This is a genomic window from Curtobacterium sp. AB7 (assembly GCF_044909335.1).
GTDB lineage: Bacteria > Actinomycetota > Actinomycetes > Actinomycetales > Microbacteriaceae > Curtobacterium.
Window position 1 is genome coordinate 122,059 of sequence record NZ_JBIYED010000004.1, and the last position, 26,740, is coordinate 148,798.

The following is a 26,740-nucleotide window of genomic DNA, read 5'->3' on the forward strand; positions in this document are numbered from 1 at the left end:
GCGTAGCGGGGCTACGCGGCGACGACCTCTTCCTCTTCGAGCCGGGTGACCTCACGCTCGCGGGCGATGCGGGTGCGGCGGGCCACGAGGCCGTGCACGACCACGCAGAGCAGGACGGCGGCGGCGAGCCACAGCGCGAGCACCAGGGATGACCGGCCGAGCGAGGCGTCGGGGAAGTACTGCAGGTCCTGGGCCGCCTGCAGCCAGGCTGCGCCGCTCCAGAAGGAGTGGAGCGCGGCGAAGAACCCGGGCACGAACGACGCCTGGAAGATGCCGCCCGACGACGTGAAGTTGAGCATCACGAACAGCATCGTGAGCACGGGCGTGGTCCACCGCCCGAGGACCGGGTGCAGGCCGACGCCGATCGCGACGATGATCGCGTCGTACAGCCAGGCGAACAGGAACACCTGCCAGTGGTGGGTCGTGATGACGCCGTAGATCGGTCCGGCGACGATGACCCCGATGCCGGCGACGACCCCGGCGGTGGCGAGGCCGACGACCGCGGTCCACACCGCGCGGAGCTTCGTCGCGACGGACGCCACGGCGATGGCCGATGCGTAGCCGCCGACGCTCAGCGCGACGAGCAGGAAGAACAGCCCCTGTCCGGTGCTGTCCTGCTCACCCGTGGGGACGACGTCGACGACCCGGAACGGCACGTGCTGCTCGTACGCGATCGGCAGGAAGACCTTCTGTGCGGCGCTCGCGGTCGTCTCCGACGCTGCCGTCGAGACGTAGAGCGTCGCGCCCGTGGCGGTCGGGGCGTACACGGCGGCCAGGTCGCGGTCGCGGATCTGCCGCTCGGCGTCCTTGGTCGACGCGACGACGTGGGCGACGAGGGCGCCGTCGGACTCGTCGGTGACGGTCTGCGCGAACACCTGGGTGGCGGCGGCCTGCCCGACGATGCCGACCGGTAGCTCCTTCGGTGCGGGGGCGTGGAAGGCGCCGAGGTAGGCGAGGCCCATCCCGGCGGCGAGGAACAGCGGCACGAGGATGTGCGTGGCGAAGGTCAGGAGCACCCGTCCGAGGCCGTCCGGGCGCAGGACGCTGTCGGTGCGCTGCGGTCGCGGTGCTCGCGAGGACTTGTGGGTGGGGGAGTGGTGCGCGTGCGACGTCGTTGTCGTGCTCGAGGACGGGGCGTCGACGGCGGGGGTCGGCGCAAAGTTGTACTTTGCAACTTCAGACACGAGGGTTCACTGTATAACACCGCTGCACACTTGTCGACGCGTGCTGGCCGGTGGGTCGAGGCCCGAGCGCAGTGGGGCGAAGCGCCATGCCCGAGCGCCCTCCGCCGGGGTTCCACGACATGCCGCATGCGGTTCCCCGAGGTTCCACGAACGGCCCGATCTGCCGCCGAGATGTGCAGATTTCGGAACCTCGACGGCGGCGCGGGGCGCGGGCGCAGCTCGGCGCCGGGCTACTCGAGGCCGGGGTCGGAGGCGCCCATGCCCGTCAGGAGCGCGCGGAACGAGTCGAGCCGTTCGACACCGGTGGCGCCGAGCTCGCCGTCCTGCACCCGGTCGACGATCTCCCAGTCGTGCGCCTGCGCCAACGGGATGTCGTCCCGCGCGGGCCGCACCGGGATCGCGTGCGCGGCGAACGCGCGGAAGACGTTCGCGGGGTCGACGTGGCCGAGGCCGAACGACCGCACGCCGGGGGTGTCGATGATCCAGCCGCCGTCACGGACCCGCAGCGCGATCGACGACGACGAGGTGTGCCGCCCGCGCCCGGTCACCGAGTTCACGACGCCGATCGCCCGGGTGGACCCGGTCAGGGCGTTCACGAGCGTCGACTTGCCGACACCGGAGTGCCCGACGGTCACGGTCACCTTGTCGTCGAGCAGGTCGTGCAGGGCCTCGAACGGGACGTCGTCGGACCGGCTCGTCACGATCCGCAGGTCGAGGCACGCGAAGTGGGCCAGGAACGGCGCCGGGTCGGCGAGGTCCGTCTTCGTGATGCAGAGGATCGGGTCGAGCCCGGCGTCGAACGCGGCGACCAGGTAGCGGTCGATGAGCCGGGTGCGGGGCTCGGGGTCGGCGGCCGCCACGACGATGAGCATCTGGTCGGCGTTCGCCACGATGACGCGCTCGACCTCGTCGGAGTCGTCGGCGCTGCGGCGGAGCAGCGTGGTGCGCTCGGCGACCTTCACGATGCGCGCCAGCGACCCGGGGTCGCCGGAGACGTCGCCGACGAGCGACACGCGGTCGCCGGTGACGACCGACTTCTTGCCGAGCTCGCGGGCCTTCGTCGCCGTGATGACGTGCTCGGATCCGGAATCGGAGTCGGACCCCGTCGCCACCAGCACGCCGAACCGCCCACGGTCGACGTTCGTGACCCACCCCACGGGCGCGTCGTCGTACGTCGGCCGGGTCTTCGTGCGGGGCCGGTTGCCCTTCGGGTTCGGACGCACCCGCACGCTCGACTCGTCGTACTGTCCGTACGGCTCGTCCGCGTCGGAGTCGTCACCGTCGACGTCGTCCCACCAGCTCATCGGATCAGCGCTCCATATCCGGTGTGCCGGAGGCGGTCGCGACCAGGTCGGCCCACAGCTCGGGGAACTGCGGCAGCGTCTTCGCCGTGCACCCGATGTCGTCGACGGCGACACCGTCGACGACGAGGCCCACGACGGCGCCGGCGGTCGCCATCCGGTGGTCGTCGTACGCGGCCCAGTCGCCGCCGTGGAGCGTGGCAGGCTCGATGCGCAGGCCGTCGTCGAGTTCGCGCACTGAGCCTCCCGACCGGTTCACGTCCGCCGCGAGCGCGGCGAGACGATCCGTCTCGTGCCCACGCAGGTGGCCGATCCCGGTGATCTCGGTCGGCCCGCCGGCCAGCGCGGCCAGCGCGACGAGCGCCGGTGCGAGTTCGCCGCCGCGGCTGAGGTCCAGGTCGAGACCCGGCAAGGAGGCCCCACCCCGGATCCCGACGCCGCCGTCGACGAGCAGGTCGTCGCCGTCACGGGCCACGGTCGCGCCCCACAGGGGCAGGAGCGTCTCGAGGTCGGCGCCGACCTGCGTGGTCTCGCGCGGCCAGGTACGGATGCGGACGGTGCCACCCGCGACGAGCGCGGCGACCGCGAACGGCGCGGCGTTCGACAGGTCGGGCTCGATCGTGACGTCGCGCGCGGCGATCGAACCGGGGTGGACGACCCACTCGCCGACCGCGGGTTCGTCGACGGTCACGCCTCGGGCACGGAGCGCAGCGACGGTCATCTCGATGTGCGGCAGGCTCGGCAGGCGCTCCCCGACGTGGGTGAGGTGCAGGCCCTCGTCGAAGCGCGGCGCGGAGAGCAGCAGGCCCGACACGAACTGCGACGAGGCCGACGCATCGATCGACAGGTTGCCGCCGCGCACCGAACCGGTGCCGGTGAAGGCAAACGGCATCGAGCCGTCGCCGTCGTCGGTGACGTCGACACCCAGGTCGACGAGCGCCCCGATGATCGCGTGCATCGGACGCTTGCGGGCGTAGGGGTCGCCGTCGATGACGACCGGGCCGACCGCCAGGGCGGCCAGCGGCGGCAGGAACCGCATCACGGTGCCGGCGAGGCCGCAGTCGACGCGGACGTCGCCGTGCATCGGTGCCGGGGTGATCCGGAGGTCCGGGCCGTAGGGGTTCGGCTGCGCACCAGGTGCCGGCTCGACCTCGTCGATCCCGACGCCGAGCTGCCGGAGCGCCGTGATCATGAGCGCCGAGTCGCGCGAGTGCAGCGGCAGGCGGATGACGGAGGGGCCGTCCGCGAGGGCGGCGAGCACGAGCTCGCGGTTCGTCAGCGACTTCGAGCCGGGCAGCGCGACGTCGCCGCGCAGGGGACCGCGCGCGAGCGGGGCGATCCAGGGGGCCGGGTCCGCGGCGGCCGGTGCGCCGCTCTGGGAATGCGTCGTGTCTGCCATCGGTTCACAAGACTAGTGAAACGATCGGGAGGACCCTTGGCGACAGCACTCGCACCCTCGCGGCCGCGCCTGCCCGGCGTGTCCACGTCGCTCGCTCTAGACTGGCCCGCGATGACGACCGACGAGCCGCAGGCAGCACCGCACGACCTGGTCGAGGAGACCGAGGAGCAGCTCGACGCGGTCGAGGCGGAAGAAGAGGCGTCGTTCGTCGACGCGAAGACCGTGCCGGCCGACGAGCTCCGCGCCCTCTTCGAGACCCAGGCGCTGCCCTTCATGGACCAGCTGTACGGCGCGGCGATGCGGATGACCCGCAACCCGGCCGACGCCTCGGACCTCGTGCAGGAGACCTTCGTCAAGGCGTTCGCCGCGTTCCGTCAGTTCAAGCAGGGCACGAACCTGAAGGCCTGGCTGTACCGGATCCTGACGAACACGTTCATCAACACGTACCGCAAGAACCAGCGGAACCCGTACCAGGGCACCATCGACGAGCTCGAGGACTGGCAGCTCGGCGGCGCCGAGAGCGTCACCCAGTCGATCTCCGCACGCTCGGCCGAGGCCGACGCGATCGACCACCTGCCGTCGTCCGCGGTCAAGGACGCCCTGCAGGCCATCCCCGAGGACTTCCGGATGGCCGTGTACTTCGCCGACGTCGAGGGCTTCTCGTACCAGGAGATCGCCGACATCATGAAGACTCCCGTGGGGACGGTCATGAGCCGTCTGCACCGTGGCCGCCGGCTCCTCCGAGGGCTCCTGGCGGACCACGCCCGTGAGACCGGCATCGTCCCGGACGCAGCGTCGACGGCGACGATGCGCGGACGAGGCCGGAAGACTGCCGCGACCCAGGGTCGCGTCGATGGGAAGGAAGCACGATGAGCGGCTGCGACTGCTCCAAGGCGAAGGCCGAGCTCGAGGAGTTCCTGCACGGGGAGCTCTGCCGCGAGGACGCGGCGGACATCCGTGAGCACATGGACGACTGCGAGGACTGCACGACCGAACACCGCGTCGGCGTCGTCCTGATCGAGACCGTGCGCCGCGCGTGCAAGGAGACCGCTCCGGAAGAACTGCGTGGCGAGATCCTCGCGCGCATCCGGCTGGAGCAGTCGACGCACTGATCGATCGGCGTCGTCGTGGCGGTCCGCGACCGGCCGCGTCTCACCGTCCTGCGGCGTGGTGCGCTGCGATCGTCGCTGCGTCCAGCACGGCGGCGTGGACACGGACCGTGTCGACGTCGCCGGTGTACGCGTAGTCGCCCGCATCGGGCCAGCCGGCAAGGGTCTGCCGCCCTGCTCGCCAGTGCCCGTCGTACTGTCGGAGCGACGCGGCATCGGCCCGGGTGCCCTGCTGTACGGCGTCGAGCCAGAGGGTCATCGACCGCGGCTGGAAGGTCGCGACCGCGTGGTGCCAGTCCCCGTCGGTGACGGCCGCGGACGATCCCACGGTGAACTTAAACTGGGTGCCCGACCCCTCGACGCCGAAGCGGAGGCGACCGCTGCTGTCGATGTAGAGGTGCCGGTCACGGTGCGTCGACGCGGCGTTCCGGTCGGATCCGAATCCGAACAGGCGACCGCCGCCGGTGTCGGTGGTCCGGAACCACACCTCGATCGTGAAGGCGTTCGGGGCGCTCACGGCGGAGTCGGTGACGGCCCAGGTCTCGGCACTGCCCGTGGTCCCGAAGGTCGCGTGGGGGTTGTCCGCGCAGCCGCCGATCGTCCGGGTCCCGTCGCCGATGAACTGCCCGCCGGCACCGGTCCCACTCGAGTCGGTGACGAGCCGGTCGTCCTTGTCGGCGAAGTCCCACGCGAGCACTGCGCCGGGAGCGGGGTCGTGGAAGCACCCGAACGTCTGGCTCCGGAGCGACGAGGCGGAGTTCGTGGTGCCGCTGAACCCCGCCGACGCCATGGTGCCGAGGACGATCGTCGTGGCAGCCAGCGCGGCGACGATCGGCAACGCGGTCTGCGTCGGACGCACCACACCGGCCGGTGTCAACGCTGGTGCGTGCAGTTCCCTCCGTGGCGTCCCGCACCGTCGGCACGGCTGACCGGCCACGATGTCCCGGTCGGCCCGTGCCAGTGCAGCGAGGACGGCGGCGACGGCGACCGTGAGGGCGACCGACGTCCAGGCTCCCGATCGGATCCACACGGTGAGCAGTCCGATGCCGGGGAAGCGGAGCACCCCGACGCCGTGGACGGCCGTCGGGGCCACCGTGCTCCGGTCCGCCAGCGCGTTCGCATCGCCGCGGAGCCGGAGCGCCCCGTCCTGCTCGATGCGTTCGAGGCGGTGCAGCCGGAGTCGGTCGTCGTGGTCGGGGTCGTCGACGAGCAGGACCCGTCCGGGCGTGACGGCCTCGGCATCGACGGGCATCGCCGCCACGATGTCGCCGGCCCGGACACCGGGTGCCATCGAGTCGGACACGACGGTGGTGACGTGCCACCCGAAGGCCGCGGGCAGGGCAGCCCAGACGGCGACGAACAGCACGGACCAGAGCACGGTCCGCGCGGCGACCGCGAGGAGCAGCCGCGGGGCGTCTCCGACGCAGGGTCGGGTCTCGGCGCGGTTCGGCAACGGCTGCTCCTCGGGTCGTGTGCGGCCGGGTTCGGCCGCGTTGGTCGGTCTCGGACGGAAGCGCGTCAGTCGGTCTGGGCTTCCCAGACGAACGTGGTGCCGGCTTCGGACTGCTGCGCGGTGTTCGGGGTCTCCGTGTCGAGGTCGTAGGTGAACCGGTACGTGGTGCTCGCCGTGCCGACCGCTGGCTTCCAGTCGTCGACGCCCGTGCCGAAGGAGTCGAGCGCCATCAGCCCGGCGAGGGTGCCGTCGTGCACGGTAGAGGCTGCGGTGAACGTGCTGCAGTCACCGGCCGTTCCGAGTGCGCCGCGTTCCACCTTCATGTCGAGGTGCTGCGCGAGCGCGTCGACGTCGGACTGCTCGTCCGTGTAGAGCTTGACGGTCGTCGGGTTCGTCGTCTCGGCGGTGACGGTGATGCAGTTCGAACCGCCCTCGCCGGGGACGAGGGCGTCGGTGTCGAACAGGGCCTCGCTCTGGTCGTCGTCGGTGAGCTTCACGGCGCCCGTGCGCCAGGCGTTGCCGGCGTTGTCGGTGGTGTCGGAGAAGGCCGCGTACGAAGCGGTGGCGATGAGTGCGCCGCTCGCGACGACGGCGAGGGGGAACGCGATCCAGGCGGCGGTGCGGCCGTGGCGAGAGGTGATGTGCATGGCTGTCCTTCGGTCGGGATCACCCGGCGGGTGATATGACAGAAGCATATATGAATATCAGTTGCTCGAAAACCCCGTCGCAACACGTCGCAGCGCCCGGGTAGGGTCGCCAGCATGACCCTCCTCGTCGAGTCGATCACCACCTGGTCCGACACGGACGTCTCCGACGTCGCTGCCCTCGTCCGCCTGCTCGGCCACGAGGTCGACGACGCGGCGATGCGTGCACGCCTCGAACGGCTCACGCCCGAGGCGGGACACCGCACCTGGGTGGTACGTGGCGACGATGGTCGCGCGGTCGCCGTCGCCGGCGCGCAGGTCACCTGGGCGTACGCGAGCGACGAGCCGACGGCGCAGCTCCTGCTGTTGGTGGTCGACGACACCGCCAGGAGGCTCGGCACCGGTTCCGCGCTCATCGGCACCTTCGAAGCATGGGCCGTCGAGCAGGGCGCGCGTCGGCTCAGTGCCGTCAGTGCGGCCGCGACGGACAGCGCGCACCGGTTCTACCAGAAGCGCGGGTACCACGACGCGGGTGTGCGCTACACGAAGATCGCGTAGCCGTCACGTTCCTCGCGAACGTCGAAGCGCCCCGTGCAGGAGTCCCTCGGACTCCCGCACGGGGCGCTTCCTGACGCTCAGGCCGACGCGCTCAATGCCTTCTCGATGACCTCGGTGGCCTCTTGTGCGGACCGCTTCGACGACCCGGTGGCCGGCGCGGCACTCGCGGCACGGGCGGCGACCGACAGCGGCCGACCGTCGAGGTGCGTCGACAGGTTCATGCAGACGAACGGCCAGGCGCCCTGGTTCTCCGGCTCTTCCTGCGCCCACACGACGTCGGCGTCCGGGTAGCCAGCGAGGACCTCGAGGATGCGCTCGAGGGGGAGCGGCGCGAGCTGCTCGAGTCGGACGAGCGCGACGTCGGTGACCCCGCGCTTGTCCACCTCGGCGCGCAGGTCGTGGTGCACCTTGCCGGAGTGCAGCACCACGCGGCGGACCGTCGCCTTGTCGGCCACCCGGTCGTCGTCGATCACTTCCTCGAACGTGCCGTTCGTGAAGGCCTCGACCGCGCTCGTCGCCTGGCGCAGGCGAAGCATGGCCTTCGGGGAGAACACGATCAGCGGCTTCTGCGGACGCTCCCACGCCTGACGACGCAGCAGGTGGAAGTACGACGCCGGGGTCGACGGGCGGGCGACGACCATGTTGTCCTCGGCGCACAGCTGCAGGTAGCGCTCGATGCGGGCGGACGAGTGGTCCGGTCCCTGGCCCTCGTAGCCGTGCGGCAGCAGCAGGACGAGGCCGGAGCGCTGCCCCCACTTCTGCTCGGCGGACGAGATGAACTCGTCGATGACGGTCTGGGCGCCGTTCGCGAAGTCGCCGAACTGCGCCTCCCACAGCACGAGTGCCTCGGGCCGCTCGACCGAGTAGCCGTACTCGAACGCCATCGCCGCGTACTCGCTGAGCAGCGAGTCGTAGATGGTGAAGCGGGCCTGGTCCTCGGTGAGGTTCGACAGCGGCAGCCACTCCTGGCCGTTCGACCGGTCGTGGAACACCGCCTGGCGCTGGACGAAGGTGCCGCGGCGGGCATCCTGGCCGGCGAACCGGACCGGCTTGCCCTCGACCAGCAGCGAACCGATCGCCATGAGCTCGGCCATCGCCCAGTCCACGCCGCCGTTGCGCGTCATGTCGGTGCGCTTCGACAGCAGCTGCTGCAGCTTCGGGTGGATCGAGAAGCCGGCGGGCGGGTTGCTGTGTGCGTCCCCGATGGAGCGGACGAGCTTTTCGGACACTGCGGTCTCGCGGACCTCGACCTCGGAGTCGTCTTGCTGCGCCGCCGGGCGTTCGAGCCCCTGCACGGCGCCGTCGTCGTCGACCTGGATCACCGGGATGGTGCCGGTCTGCGCCTCGTGCGTCTCGGCGAAGGCCCGCTCCAGGCGGTCCTGGAAGTCGCGGTGTGCCTCGTCGTACTCTTCCTGCGTGATGTCCCCGCGGCCGACGAGGGCCTCGGTGTAGAGCGTGCGGACGGAGCGCTTCGCCTCGATCAGGTTGTACATGAGCGGCTGGGTCATCGAGGGGTCGTCGCCCTCGTTGTGCCCGCGGCGGCGGTAGCAGATGAGGTCGATGACGACGTCACGGTGGAACGCCTCGCGGTACGCGAACGCCAGGTCGGCGACGCGTGCGACGGCCTCGGGGTCGTCGCCGTTCACGTGGAAGATCGGCGCCTGGATCGTCTTCGCGACGTCGGTGGAGTACACCGAGCTGCGCGCCGACTCGGGCGGGGTGGTGAACCCGACCTGGTTGTTGATGACCAGGTGCACGGTGCCGCCCGTGCGGTAGCCACGGAGCTGCGACATCTGCAGCGTCTCGACGACCACGCCCTGACCGGCCATCGCCGCGTCGCCGTGCACGAGCACCGGCAGGACGTTGGTCGAACCGGGGCCCTGCTTGTCCTGCTTGGCGCGGACGATGCCCTCGAGCACGCCGTCGACGGCCTCGAGGTGGGACGGGTTCGCCGCGATCGTCACGGGGATGCTCGAGCCGTCCGAGGTGCGGAACAGCCCCTCGGTGCCGACGTGGTACTTCACGTCGCCGGATCCCTGACCGGACACCGAGCCCGGCAGGGACGAGCCCTCGAACTCACGGAAGATCTGGCCGTACGTCTTGCCGGCGATGTTCGTCAGGACGTTCAGGCGACCGCGGTGGGCCATGCCGATCGCGACCTCGGCCAGGCCGACACCGGCGGCGTGCTGGATGAGCGTGTCGAGGAAGGCGATGGTGGACTCGCCGCCCTCGAGCGAGAAGCGCTTCTGTCCGACGTACTTGGTCTGCAGGAAGGTCTCGAACGCCTCGGCCTCGTTGAGCTTGCCGAGGACGCGCAGCTGTTCCTCCTTCGACGGCTTCGAGTACGGGACCTCGATGCGTTCCTGCACCCAGCGGCGCTGCTCCGGGTCCTGGATGTGCATGTACTCGATGCCGACGGTGCGGCAGTAGGCGTCGCGCAGGATCCCGAGGACGTCGCGCAGCGGAGCACTCGTCGTGCCGGCCAGCCCGCCGGTGACGAACTCGCGGTCGAGGTCCCAGAACGTCAGCCCGTGGCTCTCGATCTCGAGGTCGGGGTGCGTGCGCTGGCGGTACTCGAGCGGGTCGATGTCGGCCATCAGGTGCCCGCGGACGCGGTAGCTGTTGATGAGCTCCTGCACGCGAGCGGTCTTGTTGACCCGGTGCGCCAGGTCGACGTTGATGTCGTTCGCCCACTGGATCGGCTTGTACGGGATCCGGAGCGCCGCGAAGATGCCGTCGTAGAAGCCGTGCTCGCCGATGAGGCGCTCGTGCACGTGCTTGAGGTACTCGCCCGAACCGGCGCCCTGGATGACGCGGTGGTCGTAGGTGCTGGTCAGCGTGATGGTCTTGCCGATGCCGAGCTCGACGAGGGTCTTCGACGCCGAGCCCTGGAACTGCGCCGGGTACTCGAGGGCGCCTGCGCCGATGATGGAGCCCTGCCCCTTCGTCAGGCGGGGGACCGAGTGCACGGTGCCGATGCCGCCCGGGTTCGTGAGCGAGATCGTGGTGCCCTGGAAGTCGGCCGGCGTCAGCTTGTTGTCGCGGGCCCGCTTGACCAGGTCTTCGTAGGCCGACAGGAACTGGCCGAAGGTCAGGGTCTCCGCACGCTTGATGCTCGGCACGAGGAGCGACCGGGTGCCGTCCTTCTTCGGGACGTCGATCGCGATGCCGAGGTTCACGTGCGCCGGGGCGACGACGAACGGCTTGCCGTCGCGCTCCTCGTAGAACACGTTCTGGCTCGGGAAGTCCTTGAGCGCCTGCACCATCGCCCACCCGATGAGGTGCGTGAAGGAGATCTTGCCGCCGCGGGCACGGCGCAGGTGGTTGTTGATGACGATGCGGTTGTCGATCATCAGCTTCGCCGGGATCGTCCGGACGCTCGTGGCCGTCGGGACGGTCAGCGAGGCGTCCATGTTCGACGCCAGGGTCTTCGCCATGCCCCGGAGCGGGGTCGCCACGTCCTCGTGGGTCTCCTCGTGGTCGTCGGCGGCGTCGTTGGCCTCGGCCGGGATCGGCTGCGGCGACGGCTGACGCGACGTGGTCTTCGCCTGGATCGGACCGCCGGCCGGAGCGGACGCGCCCTCGGCCGGAGCGGGCGTTCCCGGCGCGGCAGCGGGCGCAGCAGCGGCGGTGTCAGCGGCGGTGGTGTCGGCTGCCGGAGCGCCACCGACCTGCGTGCGGTGGTAGCTCTCGAGGACCGGCCACCAGGACTTGTCGACCGATTCCTTGTCCGCGACGAACTGCTCGTAGAGCTCGTCGACGAGCCACTCGTTCGCCCCGAATTCGCCCGCGGTCTCGTCCGTTCCGGTCAGATGGCTCGACACAGCCGATCGCCCACTCTCCGTCGATAGATGCTCGTGTGTGTCGTGCGGTGCAACCCTGCCCCGCACAGGTGCCAAGCCTAGCCGCTCGCACATGTCCGTTCGGTGTCAGCCGCGGCGCGAGTCGGGGCCCGGTCCGGCCTCCGGGCGGAGCCGTACAGTGGGGCGCATGAGGTTCTACGAGACGCGGCCGACACACGACCTGACCTACTCCGACGTCTTCCTCGTCCCGAGCCGTTCCGGCGTGACGAGCCGCTTCGACGTCGACCTCGCGTCGAACGACGGCAGCGGTGCCACGATCCCGATCGTGAGCGCCAACATGAACTCGGTCACGGGTCCGCGTCTCGCCGCGACCCTGGCCCGGCGCGGGGGCCTCGGCGTCCTGCCGCAGGACATGCACCTGCAGGACCTCGACGCCGCGATCCGCTGGGTGAAGGACCAGCCGGTCGACTACGACACCGCCTACGACATGGGCTCGTCCACCACCGTCGCCGAGGCGCTCGAGCAACTGCTGCCCGTCGCCGGTCGGGGCGTGGTGGTCCGCGACGCCGCCGGGGAGTACCTCGGGTGCGTCCCCGCCAGCCGGCTCGGCGACGCCGGTCCCGACGCGACGCTCGGCGACCTGCTGCACGGCGCCTCGACCGCGATCGACGCCGAGGACGCCGGCACACCCCGCCACGTCTACGACGTGCTGAGCGGCGCCGAGGTCGACTTCGCGCCCGTCGTGCGGCACGGCAAGGTCGTCGGCACCACGAGCCGGACCAGTGCCATCCGCTCGGACATCTACACGCCGGCCGTCGACGCGTCGGGTCGTCTGCGCGTCGCGGCCGCGATCGGCATCAACGGCGACGTCGCGTCCAAGGCGCAGGCCCTCGCCGCCGCCGGGGTCGACGTGCTCGTGCTCGACACGGCGCACGGACACCAGGAGGGCATGCTCCGCGCGCTCCGCACCGTCGCGGGGCTCCGGCTCGGCATCCCGCTCGTCGCCGGCAACGTCGTCACCGCCGACGCCGTCGCCCACCTCGTCGACGCGGGCGCGGACATCATCAAGGTCGGTGTCGGACCCGGCGCCATGTGCACCACGCGCATGATGACCGCCGTCGGTCGGCCGCAGTTCTCCGCCGTGCTCGAGACCGCAGCCGCCGCCCGGTCGCTCGGCGCGCACGTCTGGGCCGACGGCGGGGTCCGCTACCCGCGCGACGTCGCCCTGGCACTGGCGGCCGGCGCCTCGGCCGTGATGATCGGCTCGTGGTTCGCCGGCACCCTCGAAGCGCCGGGTGTGCTCCGTCGCGACGCCGCCGGCAAGGCCTACAAGGAGAGCTGGGGCATGGCGTCCGCCAAGGCCGTCCGCGAGCGCTTCGAGCGGCTCGACCCGTACGAGCGGGCCCGCAAGGAGCTCTTCGCCGAGGGGATCTCGTCGTCGACGATCTACCTCGACCCGGAGCGCCCGAGCGTCGAGGACCTGCTCGACATGATCACCACGGGCGTCCGGAGCTCGGCCACCTACGCGGGCGCCGCGTCGCTGGCCGAGTTCTCCGAGCGTGCCCTGGTCGGCATCCAGTCCGCCGCCGGCTACGAAGAGGGCAAGCCGCTTCCCGTCAGCTGGTAGCGCGCGCAGGCGGGCGCGGCCCTGGTCGCGACCACGAACGGACGGGAGGCACGGTGCCAGCTGGCACCGTGCCTCCCGTCCGTCTGTTCCCGCGTCTACCGGCGCCGGGTCGCGTCCTCGACCTCGCCGACGAGCTCCTCGAGGATGTCCTCGAGGAAGAGCACGCCGAGGGTCCGGCCGTCGGCGTCGAACGCCCGCGCGACGTGGCGGCCCGCAGCCCGCATGGTGGCCAGGGCGTCCTCCAGGTCCATCTCCGTGTAGAGCGAGATGAGCTGACGGATGCGCTTCGGCGGCACCGGGTCGTCGAACTCGTCCGGCCGCAGGTCGATGACGTCCTTCACGTGCACGTAGCCCGTAGGGGAGCCGTCCTCGCCGACGAGCACGTACCGCGAGAACCCGCGCTGCGCCACCGCACGCTCGACGTCCGCCGGGGTGGCGTCCTCGGGCAGGGTGACGAGCTCGGCCATCGGCACGGCGACGTCGCGGACCTTCTTCTCGGTGAACTCGAACGCCAGGGCGAGCTTGCCGTCGTCGGTGAGGGTGCCCTCGCGGCGGGACTGCTCCACGATGGTCTGCACCTCTTCCACCGTGAAGGCGCTGACGGCTTCGTCCTTGGGTTCGACGCGGAACAGGCGCAGCACGGCGTTCGCGACCTCGTTCAGGCCGACGATGACCCAGTGCAGGCCGTGGCCGATGTACCAGAGCGTCGGCACGAGCAGCAGCGCTGCGCGGTCCGGCATCGAGAACGAGATGTTCTTCGGGACCATCTCGCCGAACACCACGTGCAGGAACGAGACGAGCAGCAGCGTGATCACGAACGCCACGGTGCCGATGACCTCGACGCTCCAGCCCGTCAGGTGCAGCGGGACCTCGAGCAGGTGGTGGATCGCCGGCTCGGAGACGTTCAGGATGAGCAGCGAGCAGACCGTGATGCCGAGCTGCGTGGTCGCGAGCATGCGGGTGGCGTGCTCCATCGCCCACAGGGTCATCTGCGCGGCCTTCGAGCCTTCTTCTGCGCGCGGTTCGATCTGGGAGCGGCGGGCGGAGATGACGGCGAACTCGGCGGCGACGAAGTACGCGTTGCCGAGCAGCAGCACGAAGAGCCAGAAGATACCCCACCAGTCGGAGCTCATCGGGTACTGCCCTTCGTGGCGGGGATGATGATGGCGGTCGCCGCGGTGTCCGTCGGCGGGGGCGTCGGGGTCCAGCGGATGCGGTCGATCCGACGGCCGTCCAGGCGCTCGACCCGGAAGACGCCGCCGTCGAGCGGGACCTCGTCGCCGACGACGGGCAGACGGCCGAGCGTCGACATGAGGAAGCCGCCGACGGTCTCGTACGGGCCGTCCTCCGGCACCTTCACGCCGGCGCGGTCCTCGAGCTCGTCGGGGCGCAGGAGACCCGGGAAGGTCAGCCAGTCGCGGGAGCGGACCACGTCGATGCGCGCGCGGTCGTGCTCGTCGGAGACCTCGCCGACGATCTCCTCGATGAGGTCCTCGAGCGTGACGACCCCGGCGGTGCCGCCGTACTCGTCGACCACGATGACCATCTGGTAGCCACGGCCACGGACCTCGGCGAGCAGGGTGTCGCCCGGCATCGTCTCAGGCACGCGTTCGGCATCGGTCATGAGTGCACCGACGGGGACCTCCGGGCGCTTCTCGCGGGGGACGGCGACGGCCTGCTTGACGTGCACGATGCCGACGACGTCGTCCGCGTCCTCCTCGATGACGGGGAAGCGGCTGAAGCCGGTCTTGCGGGCGAGGGCGATGACGTCCTGCGCGGACTCGGACACCCGGATGGTGGAGAGCCGCGGGCGTGGCGTCATGACGTCGCTGGCGCTGAGCTCCGAGAACGAGATCGTCCGCTGGAGGAGCGTCGCGGTGTCCTGCTCGAGCGACCCCTCGGACGCCGAACGGCGGAGCAGCGAGGTGAGCTCCTCGGCGCTGCGAGCACCGGACAGTTCCTCTTGCGGCTCGATGCCGATCGACCGCAGCACGGCGTTCGCGGTGCCGTTGAGCACTGCGACCGCCGGCTTGAACACGGTCGTGAAGGCGATCTGCAACGGCACGACGAGCTTCGCGGTCTGCAGTGGGAGCGCGAGCGCGAAGTTCTTCGGCACGAGCTCGCCGAGGATCATCGACAGCAGGGTCGCGATGACGAGCGCAATGATCGATCCGACGGTCTCGACGATGCCCTCGGGCAGGTTCATCGCCAGGAACGGCGCCTCGAGCAACTTCGCGATGGACGGCTCGAGCAGGTAGCCGGTGAGCAGCGTGGTCAGCGTGATGCCGAGCTGCGCACTGGACAGGTGCGTCGAGGTGACCTTCAACGCCCCGATGACGGGTGCCAGGCCCGGCTCACCGCGGTCGCGACGCGCTTCGACGTCGGCGCGGTCGAGGTTGACCAGCGCGAACTCGGACGCGACGAAGACGCCGGTGCCGAGAGTCAGCAGGATGCCGCCGACGAGCATGACGATGTCGATCGGACTCATGATTCACCCCCGTCCGCGCGCGGGGATGACGTGCAGCTCACCGAGTGAGCGGCGGATGAGTGAGGCGAAGAACTATTCGGGGGATCGTCCACAGTGCTGCCAATCGTACTGCCTGCCCGCGGGGCCGACCGAGAATCCGTTCAGGAAGGCTGCGCGTCTACGCCGTGACCCGCGCGCGGTGGTACTGCTGCGGCTCGTAGTCGACGGTCACGCCGAGCTCGACGGCCACGCGCAGCGGGAAGCCCGGGTCGCGCAGGAACTCGCGGCCGACCATAACGACGTCGGCCTGCCCGGTCGCGACGATCTGCTCGGCCTGGAAGCCCTCGGAGATCATGCCGACCGCGATGGTGCCGATGCCGGCGTCGCGCTTGATCGCCGCGGCGTGCGGCACCTGGTAGCCGGGGCCGACCGGGATCGGCGCGCTGGCGACGTTGCCGCCGGTCGAGACGTCGGCCAGGTCCGCGCCGCGCACCGCAGCCCACCGGGCGACCTGCGTGGTCTCGTCGAGCGTGACCCCGCCGTCCACCCAGTCGGTCGCCGAGAACCGCACGACGATCGGGAAGCCCTCGCCGACCTCGGCACGGACGGCGTCGAGGACCTCGAGCAGTGCCCGGGCGCGGTTCTCGAGCGACCCGCCGTACTGGTCGGTGCGGTGGTTGCTCAGCGGCGAGAGGAACTGGTGCAGCAGGTACCCGTGGGCGGCGTGGATCTCGACCAGGTCGAACCCGGCCTCGACGGCGCGGCGAGCGGACTGCGCGAACGCCAGTGCGACGACCCGGATGTCCTCGGTCTCCAGCTCGCGCGGGACCGCGTAGCCGTCGAAGGCCACGGCGGACGGGGCGACGGTGGACCAGCCGCCCTGGTCGGCGGGGACCGAGCCGTGCTCGGACTCCCACGGGCGGAACGTCGACGCCTTGCGGCCGGCGTGGGCGAGCTGGACACCGGCGGCAGCGCCCTGCGCGTGCAGGAAGTCGACGATCGGCTTGAAGGCGTCGCGCTGCTGGTCGTTCCAGAGCCCGAGGTCCTGGGGGCTGATCCGGCCCTCCGGCACCACGCCGGTGGCCTCGACGACGACCGCACCCGCACCGCCCTTGGCGAAGCCGCCCAGGTGGACGAGGTGCCACGCGGTCGGCAGGCCGTCCTGCTCCTCGGCCGAGTACTGGCACATCGGGGAGACCCAGATGCGGTTGCGGACCGTCAGGTCGCGGATGGTGATCGGCTCGAACAGGGCGTGCGTCACGCGGGACTCCTCAGGGGACGGGCGCCGGCTCGGCCGCGAGTTCCGTCAGGAACGACCGCAGTGACGCCGACGACGTGTAGTGGTGGCCGACCGCCCCGATCGCTTCCGCGCCGGTGGCGTTCTCGGCCCTGTTGTCCACGAACACCATCTGCTGCGGCTCGATTCCCAGACGCGCGCACGTGTCGCGGTAGATGGATGCGTCGGGCTTCAGGACGTGCTCCTCGGCGCTCACCACCACCGTCTCGAACAGCGAGCCCATCGGGGAGCGTCGGTACGGGTCACCGAAGTCGAAGCCGGCGTTCGACAGCAGCGCCACCCGGGTCCCCGCGTCGTGCAGCTCCTCGACGATCGCCAGGGTCTCCGGTTCGACCTCGAACCACCCGGTGAAGTCGACGGCCCAGAACCGGTGGATGTCCGTGATGCTCCAGCTCCGCCCGACGCGCTCGCCGATCGCCCGCCAGTACGCCACGACGGACAGGTCGCCGCGGTCGAGGTCGTGGCGGAGCTCCTGGTAGACGGGGAACAGTTCGTCGGCGGGCACCCCGGTCAGCTCGACGAGGGCATCGCGCGACGCGTGCGGCGTCCGGCTGATCACCTCGCCGTAGTCGAAGACCACCACGCGACCAGGCAGGAACAGGCTCATGCGCTCCACCGTAACGTGGGGCCGGTGAACGACTTCGTGCCCGTCCAGCCGTCCGATGCCGCCGCGTGGGTGACCGCGCCGACAGGGGAGTCCACCAAGTACCGCCGTGGAGTGCTCGGCATCGCGACCGGCTCCGACCAGTACCCGGGTGCCGCGGTGCTCGGGGTCGACGCCGCGGTCCACACCGGTGTCGGCATGGTCCGGTACGTCGGGCCGTCGCGGGCGTCGGACCACGTCCTGGCGCGTCGCCCCGAGTCCGTCGCCGGCGCCGGTCGGGTGCAGGCCTGGCTCGTCGGCTCGGGCATCTCGGCGTCATCGCTCGGCGACCTGGACGACACGACCGCCTCGGCCTTCACACACGCTTCGGACGACGGCGTCCCGGTCGTGGTCGACGCCGGTGCGATCCCGCTCGTCGACCTCGGGCCGCTCGCCGTCCTGACCCCGCACGCGGGGGAGCTCGCGTCACTGCTCGGCGTCGCCCGCGAGTCGATCGAGCAGGATCCCGCCGCCGCGGCGCTCCGCGCGGCCGAGCAGACCGGCAGCGTCGTGCTGCTCAAGGGCGAGCGCACGCACGTGGTCACGCCCGACGGATCGGTCCGGTTGGTGGCGTCGTCGGCGACGCCGTGGCTCGCGGCGGCCGGTGCCGGGGACGTGCTCGGCGGGGTGCTCGGCGCGCTCGTGGCGTCGCGGCAGGGTTCCGTCGAGGCTGCGGGGGCGTCGCTGACGCCGTCGGACCTCGCGCACGTGGCCGCGTCGGCCGCGGTGGTGCACGGGCTCGCGGCGCGGCGGGCGTCCGGCGGCGGTCCGTTTCCGATGGCCGCGCTCATCGCCGAGCTGCCCGGGGTCGTGCGGGACCTGGTCGTGGACGGCGACGCGCGCGGGTAGCGGTCGGAGCGCATGCACCTTCCGACGATCCACGAGGTGATCGACGCGTGTTCTGTCGGAAGATGCGCACGCAACGGGTTCGTGCGCATGTTCCGACGGGACACCACCGGATCGACGGGTGGAAGGTCGCAACATGCGCACGCATGTGCGAGGGGGCGCGGCCTGGTACGCGAGCGGGGACGGACGGGAGGCCCGGTGCCAGCTGTCACCGGGCCTCCCGTCCGCCTGTCGCGCACGTCGCGGGCGTGACGCGCGTCGCGGACTTCAGCTCGCGGGGGTCGCGTGCACCAGGAACTCGACCGTGCCGGAGTCGTCGACCTTCACGAAGCCGAGGCTCGGCGCCTGCACGCCGTAGTCCGAGAACGTGACCGGGATCGAGCCGGAGATGTCGACGCCGTCGCCGTTCAGGCCGACCTGCAGGTCGGCGGTGACGTCCTTCGTGACCCCGTGCAGCGTGAGCTTGCCGGCAGCGGTGACCTTCGTCGTGTCCGAGCCGCTCGGGACCGCGTCGGTGATCGGCTCGGTGAGTTCGAACGTGGCCTCGGGGAAGGCGGAGGTGTCCATCGCGGAGTCGCGGAAGTACGAGTCGCGCTGGTCCGAGTCGGTGGCGATGTCGGCGACCTGCACCGTGATCGTCGCCTTCGTGATGCTCGTGCCGTCGACGGTCGCGCTGCCGGAGACGCTGTCGGTGCGGCCCGTGACGGTCACGTCGGAGCCGTTGAGGACCTCGTGCAGGCGGTAGCCGGCCTCGGAGTCGCCGCCGACCGTCCACTCGCCGGACAGGTCGGAGTCGTCGAGGGTGGAGGCCTCGCGGCTGGCGGCCACGGACGGTGCCGCGGACGCCTTCGCGTTCTCGTTGCTCGTGTAGACGTTCGTCGCGACGAACGCCCCGATGACGCCGAGCACGACGACGGCGGCGATGACGGAGGTCCAGATGACGGCCTTGCGGCGCTTGCGCGGGGGTTCGGTGGTCACGAGCAAGACGGTGACACGTCATGGTTGGGGGAGCCTGGGATTCTCAGCCGGTCCGGGTGTGCTCGCTGCGGTGTGCTCGCTGCCGGTACGCCCGCTGCCGGTACGCTCGTCCGGTGCTGAGGACCGGGAACCCGTGGATCGAACGCGTCGGGTTCGTCCTGGCGTTCGCCGCCGTGCACGCGGCGCTGTGGTGGCTGACCGTGGTCTCGGCGAACCTGCCGCTCGGCGACGTGACGATCACGTACAGCCGGTGGATCGAGACCGGGCGGAGCGCGGACTTCTGGGTCGGGATCGACGGCGAGTGGGTCTACCCGATCCTGGCGATCGTGCCGATGGCCGCCGCAGCCCTCGGTGGGATCGCGTCGATCGGCTCCGGGTGGCTGCTGCTGATGGTCCTGCTCGATGCCGTGGCGTGCGCGTTCCTGTGGCGGTTCCGGGCGCGTGGCGCGTCCGGCTCGCGAGCGGACGGCTCGTCGTCGCGTGGCGTGCGGGTCGTGTGGTGGTGGCTCGCCTTCCTGCTCGCACTCGGGCCGATCGCGCTCGGTCGCATCGACACCGTCGCCACGGTGTTCGCCCTGGTCGGGGTGGCCTTCGTCGCCTCGCGGCCGGCTGTCGCCTCGGCGCTGTTCACCGCCGGCGCGTGGACGAAGGTCTGGCCGGCCGCCCTCGTCGCCGTGCTGCTGCTCCTGCGCAGGGGGCACCGCCGCGGCGTGCTGTCGGGAGCGCTCGTGCTCAGTGCGCTCATCGTGCTCGTCGACGTGCTCTGGGGTGGTGCACCGTACCTGCTGTCGTTCATCGGGGAGCAGACCGGGCGCGCGTTGCAGATCGAGTCGCCGCTCGCGACGCCGTTCATGTGGGCGGCGGCGTTCGGGGCTCCTGGTGCTGCCGTGTTCTACAACCAGCAGATCCTGACGTTCGAGGTCTCCGGAGCCGGCACGCACGCCGCCGCCGCGGTCTCGACGCCGCTGATGGCCCTCGTGGTCGTCGCCGGTGTCGTGCTCGCGCTGTGGGCAGCCCGCCGTGGCGCTCGTCGGGCCGAGCTCGCGCCCGTGCTCGCGCTGCTGTTCGTCGCCGCGCTCATCGCCACCAACAAGGTCGGGTCCCCGCAGTACATCGGGTGGCTCGCCGTGCCGATCGTGTGGGGGCTGGCCGCCGGGACGCCGAGTGTGCGCCGGTTCGTGCCGATCGCGATCGCCGCACTGCCCACCGCTGTGCTGACACAACTGATCTACCCGGCGTACTACGACCAGGTGCTCACGCTGCAGCCGTGGATGCTCGTGGTGCTGACGCTGCGGAACGTGCTCGAGGTGGCGGTCCTTGCGTGGACCGTGGTCGAGCTGGTGCGGATGGGCCGGGGCGCGGGCAGGATGGACGCATGATCGTCGCCTTCTCCGTTGCTCCGTCCGGTGGTCCCTCCGAACAGGCGGACGGCTCCGTGCACGATGCCGTCGCCGCGGCCGTGCGGGTGGTCCGCGAGAGCGGCCTGCCGAACCGGACGTCGTCGATGTTCACCGAGCTCGAGGGGGAGTGGGACGAGGTCATGGAGGTCGTCAAGCGCGCCACCGAGGCCGTCGGTGCCTACGGCACGCGGGTGTCGCTCGTGCTCAAGGCCGACATCCGACCGGGGCACACCGGCGAGATCGACGGCAAGCTCGAGCGGCTCGAAGCGGCGCTCGGCGAGTAGCGAACCCGCTGGCGCGCGCTGCGGGTGCAGCGCTCCGCGCTTGTCGCGCCGCCGTGCCCGGGTTCGACGGCGGGGGTCCGGTCCGAGCACCACGAACACGGTGAGCAGCGCGATGCCGGCGAGCACGGCGATGAGCACGATGACCATGCCCATCGGGTCGGTGGCGTCCTCGCAGTTCGCGGGCGCACCGGCGCGGCACGAAGCGAGCACGGTGGCGGTGAGCGTCACGTGCTCATTGAACATCGAGGCCCGCGCGACACGCCGACGCCCTCCCGCGGATGTCGGTGGTCGGGTGTCTCATGGCCCGTATCGAGCCACATCCGGTGGCCCCGAGACGACGAGGAGCGCGTGATGACCCACGACGGCTGGTGCCCTGACTGCGACCTGCGAACGGTCGTCATCGACACGGACGAACAGGGCGAGAACGCCTGGGCCACGTGCGCCGAGTGCGGCGTCGGCTGGACGCACCGTGACGAGCTCCCCGAACTCGCGCCCGCATCGACGCGTCCCGCCCACACGGAGCGTCAGGCGGCCTGACCCGGTTCACCTCGGGTACGGCCGACCCAGCTCGGTGCGACCCGTGCTGGCCGCGCACGGCGACTTCCGTTCGGCCTTTGGAGCGGTCTACACTGCTCGGACCGGATGGTCGTCGCCACCCGGACCGTCCCGTTCGCTGCTGAACCCGGACCGGCACCCCGTTCGGGCGTGGCCGCGCTGCCGATCGGCTCGTGGACCGCGACGATCGCGGGACGCCTCCGTCACCACCGTCGCCCAGGCGACACCGTCCAGCCGGACACCCCGATCCGACGCCGCCCGTGCAGGACGTCGTCCGAGAACAGGCCCCATGTCACAGCTCACGCCTGCGCGTCGCACCGCCGCGCTCATCTCGCTCGCCCTCGGCGGCTTCGCCATCGGGTCGACCGAGTTCGTCGCGATGGGCCTGCTGCCGAACATCGCGCAGGCGCTGCTGCCGCAGCAGTACGGCCTCGACCCGGACGCCGGCATCGCGCACGCGGGCTGGCTCGTCAGTGCCTACGCCCTCGGGGTCGTCGTCGGTGCTCCCACCATCGCGGCGATGTCGGCGAAGTTCCCGCGCAAGGGCCTGATCCTCGTGCTGCTCGTCGGGTTCGTCCTCGCGACGATCGCGAGCGCGCTGCTGCCGTCGTTCGGCCTGGTGCTCGTCGCCCGGTTCGTGGCGGGTCTGCCGCACGGCGCCTACTTCGGCATCGCCTCGATCGTCGCCGGCGACATGATGGGCCCGGGCAAGCGCGGCAAGGGCATCGCGATGGTGCTGCTCGGCCTGTCCGTCGCGAACGTCGTCGGCGTCCCCGCGATCACCTGGGTCGGCCAGCTCGCCGGCTGGCGGATCGCCTACGGCGTCGTCGCCGCACTGTTCGCGCTCACGTTCCTCGCCGTCGCGGCCTTCGTGCCGAAGAGCGCCCGTGACGAGCACGCGACGATCGGCCGGGAGCTCCGCGCCTTCCGCGTGCCGCAGGTCTGGATCGTGATGGGCCTCGGCGCCGTCGGGTTCGGTGGGTTCTTCGCCGTGTACTCGTACATCTCACCGCTCGTGCAGCACGTCACCGGCATGCCGGAGTCGTTCGTGCCGATCGTCCTGGTGGTCGTCGGCATCGGCATGGTCGTCGGCGGCATCCTGGGCGGACACCTCGCCGACCACAGCGTGAAGCGCACGATCTACTTCGGCATGTTCTCGCTCATCGGAGCCCTGCTGCTCACGGTGCTGACCGCGCAGTGGCTCTGGGGCATGCTCCTCGGTGCGTTCCTGCTCGGGGCGACGTCGTCGGCGATCCCGCCGGCGGTGCAGTCCCGGCTGATGGACGTCGCCGGCGATGCCCGGACGATCGCCGCGGCGCTCAACCACTCGGCGTTCAACATCGGCAACTCGCTCGGCGCGGCCCTCGGCGGTGCGGTCATCGCGGCCGGCTTCGGGTTCGTCGCGCCGGGTTGGCTCGGCATCGTCCTCGCGCTGCTCGGCGTCCTCGTCACGATGGTCAGCTACTCGGTCGAGCGTCGCACCACGCGCCGTGCCGCGCTGCGCTCCCCGTCGCCGAGTAGCGGCCCGATCACCGCGCCCGTCCCCATCCACTGATCGCGCGCGGGCGCCGCCAGCGCGGTTCGCGAAAGCGACAGTCCGCCGCGAACTGTTCGCGGCAGACTGTCGCTTCGGCGGAAGGGACCGCAGGCATCGGCGGCACAGACCGCAGGCCGGTCCCGATCGCCTGACCCCGCGCGGTGGGCGTGCCCACCCATCGGACGGGAGGCCCGTGGCGACGCCGCCACGGGCCTCCCGTCCGATGTGGTGTGCGGCAGACCGCCCATGGTGAGCAGCAATGGTCGGGTTCCGTGATGGGACCCGACCATTTGTGCTCACGAAGCGGGCAAGCGCCGCACGTGCGCCACGCGCTACAGGCCCAGCGGGCCGCCGTCCTGCACGATGATGCCGTCGGTGATCGCCCGCTTCCGGAGCGCCACCTTCGTGCCCACGTCGAAGCCCGCGACGCGGTACTTCTCGCGGATGCGCTTGAGGTAGCTCTTCGCCGTCTCCTCGGAGATGCCGAGCTGGTACGCGACGCTCTTCACGGGCTCGCCACCGCCGTACAGGGCCATGACGCGACGCTCCTGGGCGCTGAGCTTCGGGACGCCACCGACGTCGCCGCTGTTGATGGCCAGGTCGAGCTCGGCGGAGACGTACTGCTCACCGCGCTGGGCGGAACGGATCGCCTCGACGATCATGTCCGCGTCCTCGCTCTTCACCAGGTAGCCGAGGGCACCGGCCGCCAGGGCCTCGCGCACCACGTTCGGCTCCGAGTAGGTGCTCATCACGACGGTCTTCACGCCGGCGGTCTTGAGCGTCGAGATCTTCAGCGACACCGGGATGGAGTCCTTGAGGTCCAGGTCGAGCAGCACCACGTCCACCGGGAACGCCGGGCTCGTCAGGAGCTCGGGCCAGGTCGTGACGGCGGCCACGAGCGTGATGTCGTCGGCGGCGCTCCGGATCCACTCCGTGAGCGCGCCGAGGAGCATCCTGTGGTCGTCGACGAGTGCGAGTCGGATGGGTTCCTCTGGAGTCGCCATGCGGGCGTCCTTTCTCGGGGGCAGTTCGTGCCCGATCCTAGGAGGGAGGGGCACGTGGCACGGGCAGGCTGTCCGGGTGTCCGGCAGCTACATCGACGGATGTCGGTCCACGACGCAGTGGGCGACGATGTGGAGCGCGCCGTCGCGGACGGTCTCGGTGTACGGACCGATGCGCTGCAGGGCACTCCAGGCGGTGGGGCCGAGGCGTCGGCGCTGGACGCCGCGGGACTCGATCACGACCGGCACGTCCATCCGCTCGTCGGTGACGGGGTGGCCGTCGGACCCGACCGGGCCGAGCGTGACCGAGACGACCGGCAGACCGGGGGTGGCGGTGCGGCCGTCGCCGACCATCTGCCACAGGGCCTGCAGCAGTCCGTCGCGCTGGGCGGGGGTGAGGTGTCCGGCGAGGGCACCCGGATCGGCGACGCTCACCGAACGCCCGAGGTGGTCGGACTCCGTGATCGCGTGGTACAGCCAGGTCTCGCGTCGGCCCTCGATGAGGTGCAGGCGGAGCTCGGTCGCGAGCGAGGCGGCGACGGAACTCGAGGCGTCTGACAGCGGCAGGGGATCGGTGCCGTTCGCGACGGCGTCGAGCAGCTTCTCGGCGGCCAGGTCGAGTCGGGCGAGCTCGTCCGAGGCGAGCATGCCGACGGCGAACTGCGGCGCCTGCACGTTGCTCTGCACGAGCACCCGGTCGAGTTCCCGCTGCACGAGCTGCCGGAACCGCTGCACGACGTACAGGGCGATCGACGGCGGCACGACGACCAAGGCCAGCAGGGACACGATGCCCGGCAGCGTGTCGTTGGTGATCGGGGTCGAGGCGACGCTCATGCCGATGAACGCCAGACCGAGCACCGCGATGGCGGCGGCGACCTCGCGGGCCGGCCGGAGCGTCGCGATCGGCAACAGTGCGAAGCCCGCGGCGATCGACGCCGACGCGGTGTGGGCGATGTCGTGCTCGGGCCAGATCCCGATGAAGTCGAGGGTCACGACACACGCGAGCACCACGCAGATCAGCACGAAGGCCAGCCCGGTCAGCCGCTCGCCGTAGGTCAGCACGCTCAGGCCGACACCGACCGCGGCGACGATGTAGAGCATCCAGGCGGCTGCGGGCAACCACGGGTCGGAGAAGTCGGACCAGCGGACCAGGAAGTACACGATGCCGGAGACGGCCTCGATCGCGGTGAGCACCGCGGCGCCGAGGCCGAGGTACCCGGCTCCGAGCGAGGCGCCGGGCTTGGCGGCCTGGCGGAGCGACCGTGCGCCGGTCGAGGTCGAGGGGAGCCCGCGGGCCTGCCGACGCTCGCTGGTGCGGTAGCGCTCGCGCGCCTCGCGGCGGGTGCGGGGCGGTTGCTGGCCGGTCGACTCGCCCGGCAGGCCCCGGCTGATGGTGTCCTCGGGGACCCGGGTCATCGCGGTGCCTCCAGGACGACGGTGGTGCCGGAACCCGGCGCGGAGAAGAGCTTGGCGTCGCCGCCGACCTCGCGCAGGCGGCTCACGACGCTCTCCTTGAAGCCGAGTCGTTCGGCGCTGACGGTGGTCAGGTCGAACCCGACGCCGGAGTCCGTGACCATGGCGCGCACCATGTCGTTGTCGTGGACGATCGTGACGTGCGCCTCGCCGACACCGGCGTGCCGGCGGACGTTCTCGAGGCACTCGCCGAGCGCCAGCAGGAACGCGTCGAGCACGTGCGACGGCAGCAGCACCTGACCGGTGCCGTGCCAGCTGACCTCGAGGCCCATCCGCCCGAAGCGCTGCTTCACCGACTCGAGGGTCTGGCCGAGCGGCGACTCCTCTTCGCGGGTGAGTGAGTAGTCGCCCGACTGCGACGGCTGCGGGGTCGCGCCGAGTCGCAGGTGGCGCAGGAGCCGGGCGTCCTCGGCGGCCTGCTCGCGCATGGCCTGCTCGGAGACCCCGACACCGGAGTGTGCGAGGAGCGTGAGCGTCGCGAGGACCGTGTCGTGCAGCAGCCGCGCACCCTGCCGCCGCTGTGCCTCGGTCTCGCTGGCCTGGCGTTCGGCGCGGTGCGCGGTGCCGATGCTGTAGATCCGTCGGGCGACGCGGGGGATGCTGCGCGAGATCCAGACGGCCACGACCGCGATGAGCACCCAGCCGAGCAGGGCGCCGCTGACGGGCGTCGACAGGACCGTGCCGGTTGCCCAGACCATCACGACCACGACGACGCCACCCGCGGCGATGGTGAGTCCGAGGCCAACGGGGTGCCCGCGCTGCGCCATCAACGGTGCGGAGAGGGAACCGCCCGCGAGCGTCATGACGGCGCTGGCGACGAGCGGGCGGACCGACTCGTCCACGCCGGAGAACAGGAGCGCGAGCGAGGCGAGCCCCGTGACGAGGATGGCGGCGGTCCACCACACGGTGCCGCTGCGGCCGAAGAACACGAACGCCGCCACCATCGCGGCGATGCACAGCAGGGCGCCCACGAGCGGCAGGGCAGGGACGGCGGCGGCGGAGACCACGCCGACGACGCTGATGAGCGCGCAGACGATGCCCACGACACGGGTCGTCGCCCGCAGCAAGCGGTCGCGTTCCTGTGCGATGAATTCCATCGATGTCCTGGTTGGTGACGAGCTGGTGTGACGGGTCGTGCGGGTCGTGCGGGGAAACCGAGCCTCGTTCAGTCCGGGCTCGCA

The 26,740-nt window shown here is 71.2% G+C and carries 23 protein-coding genes; 9 read left to right on the forward strand and 14 right to left on the reverse strand.

Annotation, left to right across the window (positions count from 1 at the left end):
- Nucleotides 1-11 precede the first annotated feature (11 nt).
- From ABH929_RS10830 to aroA, 3 genes are all read right to left on the reverse strand, one after another.
- Nucleotides 12-1,184, reverse strand: coding sequence for a hypothetical protein (locus ABH929_RS10830; RefSeq protein ID WP_404561216.1), 1,173 nt, complete (start codon nucleotides 1,182-1,184; stop codon nucleotides 12-14).
- Between the two features lie 230 nt (nucleotides 1,185-1,414).
- Complete coding sequence (gene rsgA, locus ABH929_RS10835) at nucleotides 1,415-2,488, reverse strand: ribosome small subunit-dependent GTPase A (protein ID WP_404561218.1); 1,074 nt, start codon at nucleotides 2,486-2,488, stop codon at nucleotides 1,415-1,417.
- Nucleotides 2,489-2,492: 4 nt separating this feature from the next.
- On the reverse strand, nucleotides 2,493-3,884 hold the full coding sequence (gene aroA, locus ABH929_RS10840; protein WP_404561220.1) for a 3-phosphoshikimate 1-carboxyvinyltransferase: 1,392 nt from the start codon (nucleotides 3,882-3,884) through the stop codon (nucleotides 2,493-2,495).
- A gap of 111 nt (nucleotides 3,885-3,995) precedes the next feature.
- Here aroA and ABH929_RS10845 point away from each other — a divergent pair, with 111 nt between their 5' ends.
- A complete protein-coding gene (locus tag ABH929_RS10845) occupies nucleotides 3,996-4,757 on the forward strand; it encodes a sigma-70 family RNA polymerase sigma factor (protein ID WP_205462577.1) in 762 nt (253 codons plus the stop codon).
- Nucleotides 4,754-4,996: a zf-HC2 domain-containing protein gene (locus ABH929_RS10850; RefSeq protein WP_111086426.1), complete on the forward strand. Its 243-nt coding sequence runs from the start codon at nucleotides 4,754-4,756 to the stop codon at nucleotides 4,994-4,996. Before ABH929_RS10845 ends, ABH929_RS10850 begins: the two co-directional genes overlap by 4 nt.
- Nucleotides 4,997-5,036: 40 nt before the next feature.
- Here ABH929_RS10850 and ABH929_RS10855 read toward each other — a convergent pair whose 3' ends face one another.
- On the reverse strand, nucleotides 5,037-6,446 hold the full coding sequence (locus tag ABH929_RS10855) for a LamG-like jellyroll fold domain-containing protein (RefSeq protein WP_404561223.1): 1,410 nt from the start codon (nucleotides 6,444-6,446) through the stop codon (nucleotides 5,037-5,039).
- Between the two features lie 65 nt (nucleotides 6,447-6,511).
- Nucleotides 6,512-7,093, reverse strand: a complete 582-nt coding sequence (locus tag ABH929_RS10860; RefSeq protein ID WP_404561225.1) for a hypothetical protein — start codon at nucleotides 7,091-7,093, stop codon at nucleotides 6,512-6,514.
- Nucleotides 7,094-7,207: 114 nt separating this feature from the next.
- On the opposite strand from ABH929_RS10860, the gene ABH929_RS10865 reads away from it, so the two are divergent.
- A complete protein-coding gene (locus ABH929_RS10865) occupies nucleotides 7,208-7,648 on the forward strand; it encodes a GNAT family N-acetyltransferase (RefSeq protein ID WP_123294768.1) in 441 nt (146 codons plus the stop codon).
- 77 nt (nucleotides 7,649-7,725) lie between these two features.
- Here the strand turns inward: ABH929_RS10865 and ABH929_RS10870 are convergent, their stop codons facing one another.
- The gene (locus ABH929_RS10870; protein WP_404561227.1) at nucleotides 7,726-11,472 is read right to left on the reverse strand and encodes a multifunctional oxoglutarate decarboxylase/oxoglutarate dehydrogenase thiamine pyrophosphate-binding subunit/dihydrolipoyllysine-residue succinyltransferase subunit; all 3,747 of its coding nucleotides are present in this window, start codon (nucleotides 11,470-11,472) and stop codon (nucleotides 7,726-7,728) included.
- 166 nt (nucleotides 11,473-11,638) lie between these two features.
- On the opposite strand from ABH929_RS10870, the gene ABH929_RS10875 reads away from it, so the two are divergent.
- Entirely contained in the window at nucleotides 11,639-13,078 is a 1,440-nt protein-coding gene (locus tag ABH929_RS10875) for a GuaB1 family IMP dehydrogenase-related protein (RefSeq protein WP_404561229.1), read from the forward strand.
- A 95-nt stretch (nucleotides 13,079-13,173) separates the two neighbouring features.
- Here ABH929_RS10875 and ABH929_RS10880 read toward each other — a convergent pair whose 3' ends face one another.
- The 4 genes from ABH929_RS10880 to ABH929_RS10895 all read right to left on the reverse strand — a co-directional run bounded on the left by ABH929_RS10880 (nucleotide 13,174) and on the right by ABH929_RS10895 (nucleotide 17,449).
- Nucleotides 13,174-14,211 (reverse strand): hemolysin family protein, encoded by a 1,038-nt coding sequence (locus tag ABH929_RS10880; RefSeq protein ID WP_111086420.1) that lies wholly within the window; start codon nucleotides 14,209-14,211, stop codon nucleotides 13,174-13,176.
- Nucleotides 14,208-15,566, reverse strand: coding sequence for a hemolysin family protein (locus ABH929_RS10885; protein ID WP_263091941.1), 1,359 nt, complete (start codon nucleotides 15,564-15,566; stop codon nucleotides 14,208-14,210). The genes ABH929_RS10880 and ABH929_RS10885 overlap by 4 nt, the downstream gene beginning before the upstream one ends.
- A 157-nt stretch (nucleotides 15,567-15,723) precedes the next feature.
- Nucleotides 15,724-16,806: an NADH:flavin oxidoreductase/NADH oxidase gene (locus ABH929_RS10890; protein WP_404561231.1), complete on the reverse strand. Its 1,083-nt coding sequence runs from the start codon at nucleotides 16,804-16,806 to the stop codon at nucleotides 15,724-15,726.
- Nucleotides 16,807-16,816: 10 nt separating this feature from the next.
- On the reverse strand, nucleotides 16,817-17,449 hold the full coding sequence (locus tag ABH929_RS10895; protein WP_404561233.1) for an HAD family hydrolase: 633 nt from the start codon (nucleotides 17,447-17,449) through the stop codon (nucleotides 16,817-16,819).
- A gap of 24 nt (nucleotides 17,450-17,473) precedes the next feature.
- Here ABH929_RS10895 and ABH929_RS10900 point away from each other — a divergent pair, with 24 nt between their 5' ends.
- Entirely contained in the window at nucleotides 17,474-18,334 is an 861-nt protein-coding gene (locus ABH929_RS10900; RefSeq protein WP_404561235.1) for an NAD(P)H-hydrate dehydratase, read from the forward strand.
- Nucleotides 18,335-18,598: 264 nt separating this feature from the next.
- Here ABH929_RS10900 and ABH929_RS10905 read toward each other — a convergent pair whose 3' ends face one another.
- Nucleotides 18,599-19,309 (reverse strand): YceI family protein, encoded by a 711-nt coding sequence (locus ABH929_RS10905; RefSeq protein WP_404561237.1) that lies wholly within the window; start codon nucleotides 19,307-19,309, stop codon nucleotides 18,599-18,601.
- 113 nt (nucleotides 19,310-19,422) lie between these two features.
- On the opposite strand from ABH929_RS10905, the gene ABH929_RS10910 reads away from it, so the two are divergent.
- The 4 genes from ABH929_RS10910 to ABH929_RS10925 all read left to right on the forward strand — a co-directional run bounded on the left by ABH929_RS10910 (nucleotide 19,423) and on the right by ABH929_RS10925 (nucleotide 23,103).
- Nucleotides 19,423-20,688 carry a hypothetical protein gene (locus ABH929_RS10910; RefSeq protein WP_404561239.1) on the forward strand — a complete coding sequence of 422 codons (1,266 nt, stop codon included), beginning with the start codon at nucleotides 19,423-19,425 and terminating at the stop codon, nucleotides 20,686-20,688.
- On the forward strand, nucleotides 20,685-20,993 hold the full coding sequence (locus ABH929_RS10915; RefSeq protein ID WP_404561241.1) for an MTH1187 family thiamine-binding protein: 309 nt from the start codon (nucleotides 20,685-20,687) through the stop codon (nucleotides 20,991-20,993). The genes ABH929_RS10910 and ABH929_RS10915 overlap by 4 nt, the downstream gene beginning before the upstream one ends.
- A 351-nt stretch (nucleotides 20,994-21,344) precedes the next feature.
- Nucleotides 21,345-21,530, forward strand: coding sequence for a hypothetical protein (locus tag ABH929_RS10920; protein WP_396288690.1), 186 nt, complete (start codon nucleotides 21,345-21,347; stop codon nucleotides 21,528-21,530).
- A gap of 307 nt (nucleotides 21,531-21,837) precedes the next feature.
- Entirely contained in the window at nucleotides 21,838-23,103 is a 1,266-nt protein-coding gene (locus tag ABH929_RS10925; protein ID WP_404561244.1) for an MFS transporter, read from the forward strand.
- Between the two features lie 314 nt (nucleotides 23,104-23,417).
- On the opposite strand, the gene ABH929_RS10930 is transcribed toward ABH929_RS10925, so the two are convergent.
- From ABH929_RS10930 to ABH929_RS10940, 3 genes are all read right to left on the reverse strand, one after another.
- Nucleotides 23,418-24,089: a response regulator transcription factor gene (locus ABH929_RS10930; protein WP_111086410.1), complete on the reverse strand. Its 672-nt coding sequence runs from the start codon at nucleotides 24,087-24,089 to the stop codon at nucleotides 23,418-23,420.
- Between the two features lie 87 nt (nucleotides 24,090-24,176).
- Entirely contained in the window at nucleotides 24,177-25,502 is a 1,326-nt protein-coding gene (locus ABH929_RS10935; RefSeq protein ID WP_263091950.1) for a hypothetical protein, read from the reverse strand.
- Nucleotides 25,499-26,656, reverse strand: coding sequence for a sensor histidine kinase (locus ABH929_RS10940; protein WP_263091951.1), 1,158 nt, complete (start codon nucleotides 26,654-26,656; stop codon nucleotides 25,499-25,501). The genes ABH929_RS10935 and ABH929_RS10940 overlap by 4 nt, the downstream gene beginning before the upstream one ends.
- Nucleotides 26,657-26,740 lie beyond the last annotated feature (84 nt).